This window comes from Weissella tructae (assembly GCF_000732905.1).
GTDB classification, from domain to species: domain Bacteria; phylum Bacillota; class Bacilli; order Lactobacillales; family Lactobacillaceae; genus Weissella; species Weissella tructae.
In genome coordinates this window covers 784,902-802,729 of the sequence record NZ_CP007588.1, presented here as the reverse complement: position 1 = coordinate 802,729, position 17,828 = coordinate 784,902, and the positions used below count along the sequence as shown (strand labels likewise).

The window sequence follows — 17,828 nt, the reverse complement described above, 5'->3', positions numbered from 1 at the left end:
AAGTTAGTTAAAATTTTATATGTTTGTTAAGGATTTATAATTATTAGTGTTTATTGTGCTCTGAACATGTATGCTAATTCTATGAAGAGACACAGTAGGAGGAACGACAACATGTCTGAGAACGAAGAAAAAGTGCAAAAAGACTCAACAGAGCCATGGGAAAATGGTTTTTCAGGAAGCAAAGCTGAACCAACATCTCGTGTTGCACATCGCCGTAAGACACAACAAGTCCGTGTCATTATCGGGGTGTTGATTGCGGCTGTTGTTGCATTATCAATGGTGCCAGTAATTGGATACCTACAAACATTGAATCAACCAAGTAGCCAAGAACAAGCTTGGTCAAAGACAATGACATCAGAAACAAAGGTTACAAGTTTCTCAAGTGATGCTGCAAAGGCACGCGAGAAAGAAGAATCACAAAAGAAGGCTGATGCAGAAGCTGCGGCAAAGAAACAAGCTGAAGCTGACAAGGCTGCGAGTGAAAAAGCAGCTAAGGAAGCAGAAAAAAAGGCAACTGAATCTAAGCCTAAGGAATCATCAAAGCCAGATGACAAGGACCAAAAGACGGTCGCTGTTGAAGCTGGTCAAGGGGCATACCGTGTGGCAACAAATGCTGGTATTTCAGTAGATGAATTGCGTACATTGAACCCTGGCGTTAACATCGATCAACTTTCAGCTGGTCAAATGTTGCGTGTAAAGTAAAAAATAATAAAAGGCAATTACTTACCTGATTTTTAGGTAAGTAACAAGCCTTTTTTTTATTGTTCATTTAGCGTAAAATAAAAACTATTAACGAAGTAGAGGGATAGTGAATGATGAAGTTAATTCAAATTGCGATTGATGGACCAGCATCAGCTGGAAAGTCAACGATTGCTAAGATTTTAGCCAGTGATTTAGACTATGTTTACGTCGATACTGGTGCAATGTACAGAACTGTCACATTAGCTGCGTTACGTGCGGATATTGATCCAAACGATGAAGAGGCTGTCGTTGCCTTGTTGCCAACAATCGATATTCGATTTGCACCAGGTGAAGACGGACAACTTGTCTTTTTGAACGATGTTGAAGTGACGAATGATATTCGTTCTTCAGAAGTTGTGAAGCATGTTTCTGCCGTTGCATCATATGCAGCAGTACGTACAGCAATGACTGAAAAGCAACGTGATATTACAACAACAAACAGTGTTGTGATGGACGGGCGTGACGTTGGAACAACAGTGTTGCCCAATGCAGAAGTGAAAATCTTCTTGATTGCCTCAGTCCAAGAACGTGCAGAACGTCGTTATCGCGAGAACCAATTAAAGGGGATTGCAGACGAGGAATCATTGGAAGAAATCGCAGCAGCAATTGAACGTCGTGATTACTTAGATTCACATCGCGAAATTTCACCACTTCGCAAGGCAGATGATGCCGTTGAAGTGGACACAACCGGATTAACGATTGCAGAAGTCGTTGATTCTGTTAAAAAAATTATGGCAACAAAAATTAATTAAAAAAACATGTCGGCTCGACGCATTTAGGGCTAGTAATTAAATATTGTATCTAGTATAATTATTGCTAGAGTCGTGTGACCAGGAGGATATATTGTAATGAACGAAGAAAACAATGAGCTATTGGCAGCTCTTGACAGCGTAGCCGAAGTTAAAGTTGGTGATGTAGTTAAGGGTGAAGTCTTGGCAATTGATGATAACCGTCAAGTTATCGTAGGTATTGAAGGAGCCGGTGTTGAAGGAGTAATCCCAATGCGCGAACTTACTTCAGACCGTGATGCTGATGTGAACGATCTTGTCAAGGTCGGAGACGTTATTGATTTGGTAGTTGTATCAACTATCGGATCTGACAAGGAAGGTGGATCATACCTACTTTCAAAGCGTCGCCTTGAAGCTCGTCGTGCTTGGGAAGAAATCGCAAGCAAGTTTAACGCAGGTGACATCGTAGAAGCGCCTGTTACCCAAGTTGTTAAGGGTGGATTGGTTGTAGACGTTGCTGGAGTACGTGGATTCGTACCTGCATCAATGATCGAAAACCGCTTTGTGCAAGATTTGAACCAATACAAGGGTCAAACTATCCGTGCAAAGATTATCGAAATCGATCCTACTGAAAGCCGTTTGATTTTGTCACGTCGCGATGTTTTGAACGAAGAACGTTCAGAAGCATTGTCACGCATCTTCAACGAATTGGCTGAAGGTGATGTTGTTGAAGGTAAGGTTGCTCGTATGACTAACTTTGGTGCCTTCATCGACCTTGGTGGTGTAGATGGTTTGGTACACGTATCTGAAATCTCACACGATCGCGTTTCACAACCTTCTGACGTATTGGCAGTTGGTGATGATGTTAAGGTTAAGATCTTGGGATTGGATCCTGAAAAGGAACGTATCTCATTGTCAATCAAGGCAACACAACCAGGACCATGGGAAGCTGCGGCTGAAAATGCTCCTGAAGGAACTGTTCTTGAAGGAACTGTTAAGCGTGTTGTTGACTTCGGTGCCTTTGTGGAAGTATTCCCAGGTGTTGAAGGACTTGTTCACGTTTCACAAATTGCTCACAAGCACGTGAACAACCCAGCTGACGTATTGACTGCTGGTGACAAGGTTAACGTTAAGGTTCTTGAAGTGAACCCTGACAAGCAACGTTTGTCATTGTCAATCAAGGCTTTGGAAGAAGCGCCTGAACGCGAAGAAAACGCCTCATCATCAAACAACAACAATGGTGGTGACCGTCCTCGTCGTCAACGTCGTCCTCGCCAAGAAGCAGCTCCAAAGAACTACTCAACTTCTGAAGAAGAGGGTTCAGCTACTTTGGGTGACGCCTTTGGTGACATCTTCAAGGATTTCAACTAATTAATTAGTTAAAATTACTAACAATTAAGCGTATGTTAGGGACTCCTGACATACGCTTAATTTTTTTATCTTTAAAGATAACTGAAGTGTTATACTAAAGATATCTTTATTTTACGAAAAAAAGGAGGAAGTGAGATGGCATTACCAGTTATGGCGATCGTTGGTCGCCCAAACGTTGGAAAGTCTACTATCTTCAACTCTATTGCAGGTGATCGTATTTCTATCGTGGAGGATACTCCTGGTATTACGCGTGACCGTATTTACACACGTGCAGAATGGTTGACACAAGAATTCCGTTTGATTGATACAGGTGGAATTGACATTGATGACGAACCATTTATGTCACAAATTACACATCAAGCTGAAATCGCGATTGACGAAGCTGATGTTATTGTCTTTGTTGTTTCTGCTAAGGAAGGTATGACAGAAGCTGATGAACGTGTTGCAAAGATTTTGTACCGTTCAAAGAAGCCTGTTGTATTGGCTGTAAACAAGGTCGACAACGTTGAAATGCGTGCAGAAATCTATGATTTCTACGCACTTGGCTTTGGAGAACCATTCCCAATTTCTGGTACACACCGTACTGGAATGGGAGACTTGTTGGATCAAGTTGTCTCAGAATTCCCTGAAACAGATGGAATTACTGACGATGATAAGATTCGTTTCTCATTGATTGGACGTCCAAACGTTGGAAAGTCTTCAATTGTTAATGCTTTGTTAGGTGAAGAACGTGTTATTGTTTCAGATGTTGCTGGAACAACACGTGATGCCGTTGACACAAAGTTTACAACACCTGAAGGTGATGAATTCGTGATGGTCGACACGGCCGGAATTCGTAAGCGTGGTAAGGTCTACGAAACAACAGAAAAGTACTCAGTTATGCGTGCGATGCGTGCGATTGATGACTCAAACGTTGTTTTGATGGTCTTGAACGCTGAAGAAGGTATCCGTGATCAAGATAAGCACGTTGCCGGTTATGCTCACGAAGCTGGACGAGCAATCGTTATCGTCGTGAACAAGTGGGATACGCTTGAAAAAGATAATCACACAATGAAGGAATTTGAACAAACTATCCGTAGTGAATTCCAATACCTATCATACGCACCAATCATTTTCGTATCAGCGAAAACAAAGCAACGTTTGGACAAGTTGCCAGAATTGATTAAGCAAGTGGATGAAAACCACAAGCGTCGTATTCAATCTGCAACATTGAACGAAGTTGTGATGGATGCTTTGGCGTTGAACCCAACACCAAGTGTCAATGGAAAGCGTCTACGTGTTTACTATGCAACACAAGTGGCTATTCAACCACCAACATTCGTTGTATTTGTGAACGAACCAGAATTGATGCACTTCTCATATGAACGTTTCCTTGAAAATCAAATTCGTAAGTCATTTGACTTTACAGGAACACCAATTCACTTGATTAAGCGTGCACGTAAGTAATAATTAGCCCGGATTTTTTTAAAATCTGGGCTTTTTTATTGCAAAATTTTCAGATGGGATGGTATAACGATTTAAAATATACTTATCATATAAAAGTTATACATAAAACGAATGTTTACGTCGAGTGAAGACTCTGTTTTTATGCAATGAAAACGATAACAAAAAGGTTTAGATTCTCTTAAAACGTTGATATATCAATGTTTTTTAGCTTTTTTTGTTGTTTATATGGATATAGTATGTTATTCTGAGTATCGAAATAGAAAAGTTATGAACACCTATTTCAACATTTAATTGGGAGTTCCAATTTGCTATCAAACAGGAGGAAAATTTGATATGGCTAACAAGCAAGAATTGGTAAATGATGTTGCAACTGCAACTGGTTTGACTAAGAAGGACGCTGCTTCAGCAGTAGACGCTGTTTTCTCATCTATCCAAGATTCATTGGCTAAGGGAGAAAAGGTTCAATTGATCGGATTCGGAAACTTCGAAGTGCGTTCACGTGCGGCTCGTAAGGGACGTAACCCACAAACTAAGGAAGAAATCGAAATCCCAGCATCAAAGGTACCTGCATTCAAGCCTGGTAAGGCTCTTAAGGATGCCGTTAAGTAATCAAACCGCTATAGACTGCAGTTTATAGGCGTTTGGGGACGTTTAGTATATGAATAGAGACATTTTGTTTCTAATATGACTAAACATCAAGAAAAGAGTTAGCTCATTGAGCTAGCTCTTTTTTTCTTTGTATTTTTATATTCTGAGACGCGTATTTAGGCAAAAAAGGTATGTTTTGCGAACAGAAGGACAAAACGAGTACACATATGAAAAAAACGAACTTTGTTGTCCTGAATAAAATATGTTAGGGTATAAAGATATGGCTTATTAAATGCCAATACATAAGCGTTTAATTCTTTCAGTTTGAAAACTAAAGATAGAAAGGAGCGCATCATGACACAACGTCTTGTAACAATTGCGGGTTCCGACTCGTTAGCTGGTGGCGGGATTCAAGCCGACTTAGCGACCTTTACAGAATATGGTTATCAAGGAGTGAGTGTTTTAACGAGCATTGTAACTGTTTTAGGAGATGACTTTAATATTTACCCCGTTGACCAGAGCGTACTTGCAGAACAACTCACGTCAGTGTTTAGTTTAGCCGACATTGCGGGTGTGAAAACTGGGTTGATTCCAAATCAAGAACATTTTGAAATGATTACAGATTATCTAAACACACATGTGTTGGGTAAAATGCCAATTATTGTCGATCCAGTTATGGTAGTCAAAGAAAGTGATGCTTGGGATATTAGTGAAATTATCACATTATTTAAGACACGTTTACTACCATTAGCCACCGTTATTACACCGAATTTATCAGAAGCTGAATTGTTAGTTGGCTATGAGATACAGACCACTGCAGACATGGAAAAAGCGGCACAAGAACTTTATGATATGGGACCGGAAATGGTCGTGATTAAAGGTGGTGCGCGATTATCTGGTCAATCAGCGATCGATATTGTGTTTGATGGTCACGAATGGATGATGCTTGAAAATCAAAAGCTTGAAACTGAATTTAACAATGGTGCTGGTTGTACATTTTCAGCAGCGATTACGTCAAATCTATCACAACATAAACAAGTGTTTGATAGCGTTGCAGATGCAAAAGATTTTGTTTATAAAGGGATTACTTATGGTGTTCGCTTAGATGCGCAACAAAACTTAGGTAATGTTTGGCAATCTGCGCGACGCATTAAAGGAGACGAGCATGAAAATTAAGCAATTAACTTTATTGAGCATGTTTATCGCTTTGAATGTGGCATTAAGTGTTGTCGTGAAAGTACCAACACCAACTGGATTCATTTCATTAGTTGAAGTTGGTATTTTTGTGGCGGCATGGCGTTTTGGTCGCACGAGTGGGATGCTGGTTGGTGGACTAACAGGACTATTGTTAGATTTACTAGCTGGATATCCACAATGGATGATTTTTTCGCTCTTGATTCATGGGGCAGAAGGATGGTTGATTGATGTTAAGGAGGGGCGATTCAAGCGTCTCTGGTCACTACTTATTGCGTTAATTGTTGTCGTAGGTGGTTATTGGCTTGCGGGTGGTCTAATGCTTTGGTTGATTGGTGGCATGAATATGTCATTGTTGTCGGCATTAGTCGCTGCGTTGGCTGAAATACCCCTAAATATGACACAAGTACTAGTCGGTTGGCTAGTTGCACAAATACTTATTCGAATTCTCGAAAAACAGGAAAATAAATAATTATGATTAAAACAAAATATTCTAAAATTACATTAGCATTGGTGCTAAGTGTAGTTTTGTTGGGAAGCATTATGCGAGCGCCTATTACAGCGTTACCAATGATGCTGGATCCAATTGCTGATTCATTACAAACAAATCCGGCAACGTTGAGTGTGTTAACAACAATTCCGTTGTTGATGTTTATGACCATTTCAACATTGGCCGCGAAGACAATGAACCATTTGGGCATTAAGCGTGCGATGACATTGGCCATTACATTGGTCGTCATCGGAGCTGCGTTTAGAACATTTGCGAATATGCCTGCTATGTTGGCGGGGACGGTATTGATGGGGGCAGGGATTGCGTACCTTAACGTCTTCATGCCATCGTTTGTGGTCGCTTTCTTCCCAAATAAAATTGGTGTGTATACATCTATCTATTCTTTGACCATTATGATTGGTGTTGCGGTATTCAATTTGATTACCGTTCCAATTATGAAAGCCTTTGGTTGGCAATCAGTGATGTATGTTATTCTTGGACTAACGGTCTTGGCGTTGTCTGTTTGGTTGTTTGCGAAAAGCCATGCAGAACCTAAAATTGATACTAAAGCGAAAACAAAAGAACCAACAGCGCCAAAGGAAAAGTTACATTTATACGGTAATCCACGTGCATGGGCTTTGATGTTGACCTTTGGAACACAATCATTAATCAACTATACAGTGGTCGCTTGGATGCCAGCGCTGATGGCGCATGAAGGTGTTGCAGATCACAATGTGGGGTGGATTATGGCCGTATATTCTTTGATCGGAATGCCATTATCAATTTTAGTACCTAATATTTTGGTGCGTTTGACACGCCGTAAGGTAGAATGGATGATTTTGGTTAGTGGTATTTTCGGACTAATTTCAGCCTACATGATGTTTAACCACCAAACGAGTGATATTTGGTACTGGGTTGTACAACTCCTATTGATGGGATATGTGACAGGATTCTTCTTCCTGTATGTGATGACTATGTTTGCACAAAAGACAGAAAACCACATGCAAACAGCAGCGTTAGCTGGAATGGCACAAGCTGGAGGATATTTGTTAGCGTCAACGGGGCCGATTGCTTACGGAATTGCGTTCTCAAATAATCCAGAAGGTGTCTTACAAAGTTGGGTTTACTTGGGGTTGATGGTCATGCTTTTGGTAGCGGGACTATATACAGCCAGTTATAAAAAAGTCTTTTCATAAAAAGTGAGGTAATGTGATGACACGACGAGTTGGTATTATTGGAATGGGAAATGTTGGTTGTGCAGTCGCACATGGGATGATTGCACAAAATTTGGCGGATGAATATGTGTTCTTGAACCGTACTGAAGCGAAAGCAACAGCTAATAAAATTGATTTTGAAGATGCCATGGCAAATGACACAACGAACGCAAAAATTATTGCAAATGATTGGTCAGCGCTAGGGGAAGCAGATGTATTGATCTCAACCTTGGGTGACATTGGGCTGCAAAAGAATAGTCATGGTGACCGTTTCATTGAATTAGCGTTTACAAGCGAAATGGTGCGCAGTGTGAGTCAACAAATTAAGGCATCTGGTTTCAATGGTGTGTTAATTGTCATGTCTAATCCGTTAGACGTCATTACAACGCTGTACCAAAAGGAAACAGGCTTGCCTGCTAACCAAGTAGTTGGAACAGGAACATTGCTTGATACAGCACGTATGCAACGTGTGCTTGCTGATAAACTAGATATTCACCCTCGTTCAATCAGTGGATATAGTCTAGGTGAACATGGACAAACACAATTTGTCGCCTGGTCGACTGTTAAGGCATTGGGGTTACCAATGACTGAATTAGCACAAGAACGTGGTTTGGATCTAACAGAAATTGCTACATCAGCGGTTACTGGGGCGCAAGCAATCATGAAGGGAAAAGGCTTCACTAGTTATGGTGTTGCCACAGCCGGTATTCGTATTGCAAAAGCTATTCTAGATAACACAAATGAAGAAATCGTCTTGTCTCATTTGCGTGATGGTGAAGAAGTCTACTATTCATACCCAGCGATTGTTGGGGAACGTGGTATCGTTAAGAGTTGTGACTTGTTACTAACTGAAGAAGAAACACAAGCACTACATGCTTCACGTGATTTTATTGCGACGAAGTATCATGAAGTTTTGGAAGCTAACTAATGATTGATTTTAAAAGACACTGTCGCTGGCAGTGTCTTTTTGTATGTCAAAAAATGTGGTTATACCCCTCGCTCGTCTGAGGGGTGAAGCGTATCAGTAGGACACTTTCTTCAAAAGGTGGATGTAAAACGGTATAATACAGATATAGATGTGGGGAATCTCTACGAGGTGATATGGCGTGTCAAAAAAAACGACATGTAAATAGATTCGAAGAGAACTAGAATCGGTACAAATAAGGAGAAAAATATGTTTCAATACTATGTAGATTTTTGGCGTGGCTATGTTGACTTTAGTGGTAAGGCAACACGATCACAATTTTGGTATGCAATGGCCATTAATACGTTAATTGGGTTACTGATGAGTTTAGCAATGTTGTTGACTTGGGTGATTGGTATTTCATTTACTGAATCCCCTGAAGCAATGTTTGGCTTGATGGTTATCACAATGATCTTATATGGACTCGCTTCATGGGCGTTTACCGTGGCGATTTTATTACCTAGTTTGTCTATCACAGTGCGACGTTTACGTGATGCAGGTTATCCATGGGGATTAATTTTCTTGAATTTTGTACCTTTTGTTGGGTCATTAATCTTGTTAATCTTTATGTGCTTGCCAACCAATACAGACGATATGGATATGTCAGAAGATTTAAGTAACAACGCAGCGAATCATGTGGAAGTCATCGAATTGTTGCCAACGCAAACAGACGTTAAAGTTGTAGCGGATACAGAAAAGGAGATTTAACATGCCAAGAGAAAAAAATACGTGGTTAGGTTTTGTTGGAATGGGTATCGCATTCTTCGGGATGATTGCTGTTATGATTCCTAGTGGAATATGGGCATTAAATCTTGTCGGGTATGTCCTTTTGACGGCTGGGGTAGCGATGTCAGCTATTGGCATGATTATTAATCGTAAAAATAACCATGTCGTTGCGTTGATTGCAACCTTATTAACTGTTTTGATGTTTAATGGTGCGGTAATGGCGCAATTTGCATTCGAAGGCGTTCGTATGGGCGTACTTGAATCAGGATTAGACGAAGAGCCGTATGAGGATGAAGACGTTGATGTCGATGTTGTTGGGATGAACAAAGCAGTAACCTCTGATGATATTGCTTTTGAGGCAGTGAGCTTTAAGCAACAAAAAGATCATTATCGAACAATCGAGATTACACTGACAAATACTGGTAAAGATGCCGCTGAATACTCAGTGGACAATTTGATGATTGCCGAAAAGTACGATGGTGAATGGTTGTTTGTGGATGCTTTGAACCGTAAAACAAGTATGTCAGCGGTAGAAGACAAGCACTTTAAATTCTTGGAAGACGGTATTTTGAATCCAGGTGAAACAATTAAAAAGACGTTAGTGTATGAATCAGACAACAACCAAGATTATTTGTTGGTTCCAATGGATGGAACTGACGTGGCAGCTATTAAGTTAAAGCATTAAAAATAATCATATTGACCACATCAAGTGGCGATAAAGTCGGCGTGAGGGAAATATAAAAGGACCAACAAATGGATTGTTGGTCCTTTTTAATTTGATATTGCGAATTAATTGTACCAACCGTAAGGAATGTCTTTAATCAATTGATCAATGGCATATTGATGCTGCGGGTTGTACATTGTAGGTTGGCTTGCTAGGGGCACGAATTGTAGACTTGTCGTCTCATCACCGTCTGCTTGTAAAGAACCACCTGTTTGTGTGACCTCGAATAAAGTCATTGGGATTTGGGCTTTATCCCCATTTGGAAAAGTGTGGTGAAAATTAGTATCTAGCCCAATAAGTGACGCAATTTCTACATCCAAACCAGTTTCTTCTTTAAATTCACGAATTAAAGAAGTCATGGCACTTTCATGAAGATTTTGCATACCGCCAACAAGACTCCAACCGATTTCACCATCACCACGTTGTTCTAACAGAACCTTTGTACGCGTTTCATCAAATAACACTCCCGCAACACCCGGCATGATGATTTCGTCATGTCCAATTTTTGCACGTAAATCTTTAAAATATGCTTCCATTACCATAATGATTCTTCCTCCGTCCTTGTATTATATCACGAGGATGTCGGGTCGCTTAGCTACTGAATGAGGGGAGCTTGATGTCATTAAGTATAGTCGATACGAGGGCAGATTATTTGGAATTTGATGAATCTGTTAAGTAAGCGCTTGGAAAGTTAGCCAAGACACTAAGACTCGTCTATAATAGAACATACTTATTATTAAAGGGGGCAAAAAAATGTCAACTAAAGGAACACTTAAATCAAACGATTTCTCACGTGGAGCGGCACAAAAAGGGCAAGTGACACGTGAACAAAAGCAAGCGCAACGCGCTGCATTATTAGCACAAGCGCGCCAAAAGGCAAGCGCAGATAAGGAGCAATAAATGGCATCTTTTGGAGAACGCATGTTAAATGAATTGGCCTTGGGCCAAGTAGATGAAGCAAAGAAGTCATTTGCATCAGCCTTACGACATGATGACGATGATACAATCTATTCATTAGCCGAAGAATTATACGCATTGGGGATGAGTAATCAAGCCAAGCGTGCTTACGAAAAGCTACTAGAACGTTATCCAGATGAAGACCAATTACGTACAGCATTAGCTGATATTGCGATTGATGAAGATGATACGGATGCAGCGATGGGGTATTTGGCCGATATTAAGCCAACATCAAATGCATACTTGGAATCTCTACTTGTTTTGGCTGACCTATATCAATCAGAAGGTTTGTATGAACCTGCTGAAGCTAAGTTGTTGGAAGCGCACAATTTGGCACCAGAAGAAGCGGTCATTGGCTTCGCGTTAGCAGAATACTACTTTGCTTCTGCGAAGTACCAAGAAGCTATTCCTTACTACCGTGAACTATTGAAGGCTGGGGATCGTTATTTCTCTGGGACTGACGTTGCGTCACGTATTGGGGTTGCCTATGCCTTAGTTGGAGATGTAACTAACGCGTTAGCATACCTAGAACAAATCAAGACAACTGAATTGACACCAGACGTACGTTTCCAATTAGGAATGTTATATGCGGCGGACGAAGAAACACATCAAAAGGCCATCGATACATTTGAAGAATTGATGGAAATTGATGCAAGTTATGCCACATTGTACGAACCATTGGGAAACTTGTATGAACATGCCCAACAAGACGAAGATGCATTACGTACTTACCAAGCTGGACTAGCAGTTGATCAATTTAATACAAAATTGGTTGAACGTGCAGCGATTTTGAGCGAACGTTTGGGTTCAAGCGAACAAGCAGAACAACTATACAAAGAAGGATTGCGTAATAATCCTGGTGATCCAACTTTGGTCTTGGATTATTCTGATTGGTTGGTTTTGCAAAACAAGTATGCGGAAAACATTGCCTTGTTGAATGATTATTTGGCAGATGATGAAGCAGATATTGACCCTGTGATTTACCGTAATCTAGCGCAAAGTTACACCGCTTTGGAAGATTACGAAATGGCCACACAATATTGGCAAGCCGCGGTGCCGTTGTTTATTGATGACGCTAACTTCTTACGTGAAGCATTCTTCTACTTCCGTGAAAATGGAAACCAAGAATTAGCCCTAGAAACTTTGACACGTTATGTCGAACTCGTGCCAACGGACTTAGAAATGAGTGAAACATTGGCTGCTTTAGCTGATACAGATTATTAGAAACGACCATAAAAAGCATTTATCAGTGATGGTGAATGCTTTTTGTGTATCTCATGTTAAAAAACCTCTGAATATCGTGTAACTTATCCAGCGAGTCAGCTGATGTGTGCTAAACTAGAAGATAATATTTATAAAGAAAAAGAGACGAATTTATGGACGCATTGCATTTATCAAAGAGATTACAAGTTGTCGCAGATTACGTACCCGCTAACGCCCGTTTAGCTGATATTGGTTCTGATCATGCATACTTGCCAGCCAATCTATTATTAGCTGACAAAATCAGTTTTGGGATTGCAGGTGAAGTTGCGAAGGGGCCATTAGAAAATGCGCGTCAAGAAGTGATGCGTCATCGTTTGAGTGACCGCTTAGAAGCGCGTTTAGCTGATGGCTTAGCAGCGGTAACACCAGAAGATAATATTGATACTGTTGTGGTAGCTGGAATGGGGGGACGCTTAATTAGCCAAATCCTTGAAGCTGGTCACCAAAATGGTGAACAATATGATCATTTGATTTTACAACCAAATATTGATGTTTACGTTGTTCGTGAATGGTTAGAAACACATGGTTACCAAATTGAAGCAGAAACAATGTTGCTTGATGAAGGTCATTATTATGAAATTGTGGTCGCTGTCCCAGGTGAACAAAGCCTAACCAGTCAAGAACGTCATTATGGACCGTTTAACATTGCGGCTAACGATGATGTTTGGCGTGCCAAGTGGCAACGTGAAGCAGATCGTATTGGTGATGTGATGGCACAATTAGTTGCAGTTGAAAAAACAGACACGCCCGCGTATCAAAAATATGCCGCTCAAAAAGCGGAAATTGAAGAGGTACTTGCCCATGCAGGCCAATGAGTTAATTCAAAAAATTGAAGAACATGCACCGAAGCACTTAGCTTGGGAACGTGATGCAATTGGCATTCAAATTGGGGATGGTACCCAAGAGATTCATCGTGTCATGACAACTTTGGATGTTTTACCAGAGGTTGTTGAAGAAGCGATTGCCAAAGGTGTGGACTTTATTTTTGCACATCATCCAGTCATGTTTCGCCCAGCCAAGAATTTAGATCTTAGTGATCCGCAAAATCAAATGTATGCGAAGTTAATTAAACACGATATTGTGGTTTATGCGGCACATACTAATTTGGACGCTGCAAAAGATGGCTTGAATGATTGGTTGGCGGATGCCTTTACAATTAAAAACGTGAAGCCGTTATTGGCTAATCCGGATGGGGAAACTGGATTGGGGCGCATTGGAACACTAGCTGAACCCATGACAGTTGCCAACTATGCTGCATTCATTCGTGATGTGTGTGGCGTCGAAAAAGTGCGTGTGATTGCCAATGATACTGATCGTTTGATTAAAACTGTTGCCGTCTTGGGCGGGGATGGTGGTAAAGAATATGCCGTCGCGCAAGCACAAGGGGCGGATGCCTATGTCACAGCAGATATCTATTACCATGTTGGACACAGTATCTTAATGGATGATTTTGTGGTCATTGACCCAGACCATCACATGGAAGCTTTAGCAACAAAAGAGATGGCTAAGTTAGTCCAAACTTGGCAATCTCAATATAACTGGGAATTGGATAATATATTTGTCTCAACGGTGAATACAGATCCATATCAATATATTTAAAGAGGAAGAGGTAATCAATATGAGTGAACTAGAACAAATTAACGCAGTATATCCTAACTTGGTAGAACGTTTTGTACGTTACGTGAAGATTGATACACGCTCTGATGAAACATCAACAACAACACCATCTGATCCAAAGGAAGTGGCTTTCTTAGCTGACTTGGCTGTGGAATTAGAAGAAATGGGTCTTGAAAATGTTCGTACAATGTCAGACGGTTATGTCTTTGCGGAACTAAGTTCAAATATTGAAGCAGATGTACCAACAATTGGGTTTATTGCCCACGTTGACACAGCTGACTTTAACTCAGTGAATGTACAACCACAATTTGTTGAAAACTATGATGGGGCATCAGACATTAAGTTGAATGATGAATTTACATTGTCACCAAAGGACTTCCCAAGTCTAAAGAAGTATGACGGACATACTTTGATTACAACTGATGGAACAACTTTGCTAGGGGCTGACGATAAGGCTGGGGTAGCTGAAATTTTGGCTGCGGCAGATTACTTTGTGGCCCACCCAGAATTCAAGCATGGACCATTGCGCTTTGCCTTTGGACCTGATGAAGAAATCGGTATGGGAGCGAACAACTTCCACGTTGCTGAATTTGGGGCAGAATTTGCGTACACATTGGATGGTGGACCACTTGGCGAACTAGAATGGCAAACATTCTCAGCTGCTGGTGCGGACATCAAGATTATGGGACGTAATGTTCACCCTGGAACTGCAAAGGATACAATGGTGAATGCCTTACAAGTTGGAATGGATCTGCATGCCGCATTGCCAGCGCATGATCGTCCAGAACATACTGAAGGAACAGAAGGATTCTTCCACTTGCTAGCAATGGATGGCACACCAGAAGAAGCAACAATGACTTACATTATTCGTGATCACGATCGCGAAAAGTTTGAAGGTCGTAAGGCAATGATGCAAAAGATTGTTGATGACATGAATGCTGCATTTGGTGAAGACCGTATTCAATTGAACATGGTTGACCAATACTACAACATGGGTGAAATCCTAAAGGATAACATGATTTCTGTTAACTTGGCCGAAGCAGCTATGAACGAATTGGGTATTACACCAATTATCGAACCTGTTCGTGGTGGAACTGATGGATCAAAGATTACATTCCTTGGTTTGCCAACACCAAATGTGTTTGCTGGAGCTGAAAACATGCACGGTCGCTTTGAATACGTTTCAACACGTACAATGAAGCAAGCCGTAGACACTGTTTTGAAGATTGTAGAATTAAACGCAACAAAGTAATCATCTAAAAAGGTACTGTCTTGTTTGTAGCAAGACGGTACCTTTTTTCTGTTTATGATGATAAATGCACATCAATATTTTGGAAATAAATGTGGTGCTAGCCGTGTATTGCGCGAAAAAACATTCGGACAAAAGTGACTTTGTGAAATTATGCGAAAGGGTTCACATTATAGACGGATAAACGTTTTTTCAAATAAAATTTGGAAGAAATTCAACAAAACTCACAAGTGGATAGTGAAGTGTGCTAAAATAAAACCTGATAAAATTAACTTAAAGTCAGAAGGGGATTTAACCATGCCAAAAACTTTATCAATTAACGCCGGTTCTTCTTCATTGAAGTTCCAATTGTTGGAAATGCCTGAAGAAACAGTCATTGCTAAGGGACAAGTTGAACGTATCGGTCTAGAAGACGGTGTGTTCTCAATGAAGTTCAATGGTGAAAAGTTCGAAATCGTTAAGGATTTTGAAAACCACCGTTCAGCTATTGAAACAATGCTTGAACAATTCCAAGAACAAAACGTTATTGCAGACGCTAGCGAAATCACTGGTGTTGGACACCGTGTCGTTGCTGGTGGAGAATGGTTTAACCAATCAGTTGTTGTTGATGACGAAGTGCTAAACAAGATCGAACGTCTTGCAGCCTACGCACCATTGCACAACCCAGCTAACGCTGAAGGTATCAAGGTATTCCGCGAATTGCTTCCAGAAGCAATCTCAGTTGCCGTATTTGACACAGCCTTCCACCAAACTATGCCTCGTGAAAACTACTTGTATGCATTGCCATACGAATACTACACGAAGTATGGGGCACGTAAGTACGGATTCCACGGAACATCACACCGTTACGTTGCAGAACGTACAGCCGATGTTTTGGGAAAGCCATTGGCTGACCTTAAGTTGATCACTTTGCACTTGGGTGCTGGTGCTTCAGTTACAGCCATTAAGGATGGAAAGTCATTCGACACTTCAATGGGATTCACTCCATTGGCCGGTGTAACTATGGCTACTCGTTCAGGTGACGTAGATCCTTCATTGATCTACTACATCCAAGAACGTGAAGGTTTGACAAACGAAGAAATGTTGTACGTTTTGAACAACAAGTCTGGTTTGTTGGGTGTATCTACTTTGTCATCAGACATGCGTGACTTGGAACAAGTCGAAGATACTAACGAACACGCAAAGTTGGCTTTGAACATGTTCATCGACAACGTTGTTAAGTACATCGGACAATACGTTGTTGCGATGGGTGGAGTTGATGCCATCACATTTACTGCTGGTATCGGTGAAAACGCTGCTAACGTCCGTGAAGACATTATCAACCGTTTGAACTTCATGGGTATCAAGATTGACACAGAAGCGAACAACGTTCGTGGTGTTGAACGTGTGATCTCAACTGAAGACTCAGCTGCTTCAGTATTGTTGATCCCAACAAACGAAGAACTTGAAATCGCTCGCGACGTTGAACGTCTAAAGGGATAATCACTCTAAAGTCTGCCTCGGCAGGCTTTTTTGTTTGCCGAATAAAATATTTTTTGTCTTTTTTAAGTTATTCTTGCTACAATATCTGTATAGAAAAGAGACGGAGGATGTACAATGTCAGTATTATTGGTTATCATTTTGATCTTTCTTGCCATTGGCTTGTACGTACGTTACAAGGCCCGCACAATGATGGCGAGATTACGTGAACAAATTACTGTCTATGGACCTGATGGTATGCCACAAGGGCGTACGAAGGTAAATAACAAGAATGTTTTCGATGGACAATTTGAAGAAGTCAAAACAACAACACGTGATTAATCAACTTATCAAAAAGCACCACCTCAGTGTGAAGTGGTGCTTTTTATTATGTACATGATGATAAGATATCCTATAATAGAAAATATGATTAACGTGAGTTAGGGGAATAATATGCAAGAATGGTGGCAAAAGAAAATAAGTCTGTTTGCAGGACTCGGTGGTGCATTTATCCTGATACAACAAAGTGTATTAGCTGGTGTTATGTGGCCATTATATGATGTGTTACGCGATCCATTAGCGATGTTAACAGCAAATGATGCACCGTTTAGAGGTGTCTTTATTGGGCTTCAACTAATCGCAATCCTGTTGATTTTGATTAGTTTACTAGCCATTCATCAACAATATCGTATGCGTCGTAAGGAAACGTTAGAAAAGGCCATTAAAGGCGTCGCTATGGCGTTGATTATCTATTTTGGTGTAAGTATGGCTGTGCCACAAGAAATGGCTACAATCGCACTAGAAACAGGTTTAACGGTTACACATGTTGTAAGTGCCATCAGTATCTTGATTGTCGGTGCAGCACTCTGGCAATTTAGCCAAGCAGCCTTTGCAGATGAACAAACAAGCTTAGGCAATGCAGTGCTATTATTAACGATTCTGTTCGTGTTATTCCATGTATTAGTATCATTTGTTACCTTAATTGGGTGGCCGTTACGTGGCTTCTTAGATGTACTAGCGTTGGACACATTAGCTGCTGCGTATGGGTTTATTTGTTGGTATTATGGCCGTAACACGGCGATTTAAACGCTTTGTGAA

The 17,828-nt window shown here is 40.7% G+C and carries 20 protein-coding genes; 19 read left to right on the top strand and 1 reads right to left on the bottom strand.

From position 1 onward, the window contains the following. Positions 1–111: 111 nt before the first annotated feature. From WS08_RS06770 to WS08_RS03850, 11 genes are all read left to right on the top strand, one after another. Entirely contained in the window at positions 112–702 is a 591-nt protein-coding gene (locus WS08_RS06770) for a LysM peptidoglycan-binding domain-containing protein (protein ID WP_009496459.1), read from the top strand. 110 nt (positions 703–812) lie between these two features. Further along, the gene (gene cmk, locus WS08_RS03895) at positions 813–1,493 is read left to right on the top strand and encodes a (d)CMP kinase (protein ID WP_009496460.1); all 681 of its coding nucleotides are present in this window, start codon (positions 813–815) and stop codon (positions 1,491–1,493) included. Positions 1,494–1,589: 96 nt separating this feature from the next. Then, complete coding sequence (gene rpsA, locus WS08_RS03890; RefSeq protein WP_009496461.1) at positions 1,590–2,840, top strand: 30S ribosomal protein S1; 1,251 nt, start codon at positions 1,590–1,592, stop codon at positions 2,838–2,840. A 135-nt stretch (positions 2,841–2,975) separates the two neighbouring features. Continuing rightward, a complete protein-coding gene (gene der / locus WS08_RS03885) occupies positions 2,976–4,286 on the top strand; it encodes a ribosome biogenesis GTPase Der (protein WP_009496462.1) in 1,311 nt (436 codons plus the stop codon). Positions 4,287–4,619: 333 nt separating this feature from the next. Next, positions 4,620–4,895 carry an HU family DNA-binding protein gene (locus WS08_RS03880; protein ID WP_009496463.1) on the top strand — a complete coding sequence of 92 codons (276 nt, stop codon included), beginning with the start codon at positions 4,620–4,622 and terminating at the stop codon, positions 4,893–4,895. A 333-nt stretch (positions 4,896–5,228) separates the two neighbouring features. After that, positions 5,229–6,050 carry a bifunctional hydroxymethylpyrimidine kinase/phosphomethylpyrimidine kinase gene (locus WS08_RS03875; RefSeq protein ID WP_038566673.1) on the top strand — a complete coding sequence of 274 codons (822 nt, stop codon included), beginning with the start codon at positions 5,229–5,231 and terminating at the stop codon, positions 6,048–6,050. After that, positions 6,040–6,540, top strand: coding sequence for an ECF transporter S component (locus WS08_RS03870; RefSeq protein ID WP_009496465.1), 501 nt, complete (start codon positions 6,040–6,042; stop codon positions 6,538–6,540). Before WS08_RS03875 ends, WS08_RS03870 begins: the two co-directional genes overlap by 11 nt. Positions 6,541–6,542: 2 nt before the next feature. Beyond that, entirely contained in the window at positions 6,543–7,754 is a 1,212-nt protein-coding gene (locus WS08_RS03865) for an MFS transporter (protein ID WP_009496466.1), read from the top strand. A gap of 16 nt (positions 7,755–7,770) precedes the next feature. Then, entirely contained in the window at positions 7,771–8,700 is a 930-nt protein-coding gene (locus tag WS08_RS03860) for a lactate/malate family dehydrogenase (RefSeq protein ID WP_009496467.1), read from the top strand. 246 nt (positions 8,701–8,946) lie between these two features. Next, a complete protein-coding gene (locus WS08_RS03855; protein WP_009496468.1) occupies positions 8,947–9,444 on the top strand; it encodes a DUF805 domain-containing protein in 498 nt (165 codons plus the stop codon). Position 9,445: 1 nt separating this feature from the next. Then, entirely contained in the window at positions 9,446–10,147 is a 702-nt protein-coding gene (locus tag WS08_RS03850) for a hypothetical protein (protein WP_009496469.1), read from the top strand. A 104-nt stretch (positions 10,148–10,251) separates the two neighbouring features. Here the strand turns inward: WS08_RS03850 and WS08_RS03845 are convergent, their stop codons facing one another. Further along, positions 10,252–10,728, bottom strand: a complete 477-nt coding sequence (locus tag WS08_RS03845) for an NUDIX hydrolase (RefSeq protein ID WP_009496470.1) — start codon at positions 10,726–10,728, stop codon at positions 10,252–10,254. Between the two features lie 211 nt (positions 10,729–10,939). Between WS08_RS03845 and WS08_RS06950 the strand changes: the two genes are divergently transcribed. The 8 genes from WS08_RS06950 to WS08_RS03810 all read left to right on the top strand — a co-directional run bounded on the left by WS08_RS06950 (position 10,940) and on the right by WS08_RS03810 (position 17,816). Next, complete coding sequence (locus WS08_RS06950) at positions 10,940–11,086, top strand: hypothetical protein (RefSeq protein ID WP_009496471.1); 147 nt, start codon at positions 10,940–10,942, stop codon at positions 11,084–11,086. Then, the gene (locus WS08_RS03840; protein WP_009496472.1) at positions 11,087–12,367 is read left to right on the top strand and encodes a tetratricopeptide repeat protein; all 1,281 of its coding nucleotides are present in this window, start codon (positions 11,087–11,089) and stop codon (positions 12,365–12,367) included. Positions 12,368–12,519: 152 nt separating this feature from the next. After that, positions 12,520–13,221 (top strand): tRNA (adenine(22)-N(1))-methyltransferase, encoded by a 702-nt coding sequence (locus WS08_RS03835; protein WP_009496473.1) that lies wholly within the window; start codon positions 12,520–12,522, stop codon positions 13,219–13,221. Next, positions 13,208–14,005 carry a Nif3-like dinuclear metal center hexameric protein gene (locus WS08_RS03830; protein WP_009496474.1) on the top strand — a complete coding sequence of 266 codons (798 nt, stop codon included), beginning with the start codon at positions 13,208–13,210 and terminating at the stop codon, positions 14,003–14,005. Before WS08_RS03835 ends, WS08_RS03830 begins: the two co-directional genes overlap by 14 nt. 19 nt (positions 14,006–14,024) lie before the next feature. Further along, positions 14,025–15,275: a peptidase T gene (pepT, locus tag WS08_RS03825; protein WP_009496475.1), complete on the top strand. Its 1,251-nt coding sequence runs from the start codon at positions 14,025–14,027 to the stop codon at positions 15,273–15,275. A gap of 294 nt (positions 15,276–15,569) precedes the next feature. Then, entirely contained in the window at positions 15,570–16,754 is a 1,185-nt protein-coding gene (locus WS08_RS03820) for an acetate/propionate family kinase (protein WP_009496476.1), read from the top strand. 114 nt (positions 16,755–16,868) lie between these two features. Next, complete coding sequence (locus WS08_RS03815) at positions 16,869–17,072, top strand: hypothetical protein (protein ID WP_009496477.1); 204 nt, start codon at positions 16,869–16,871, stop codon at positions 17,070–17,072. A 111-nt stretch (positions 17,073–17,183) separates the two neighbouring features. Beyond that, positions 17,184–17,816, top strand: coding sequence for a hypothetical protein (locus WS08_RS03810; protein WP_009496478.1), 633 nt, complete (start codon positions 17,184–17,186; stop codon positions 17,814–17,816). Positions 17,817–17,828: the final 12 nt, after the last annotated feature.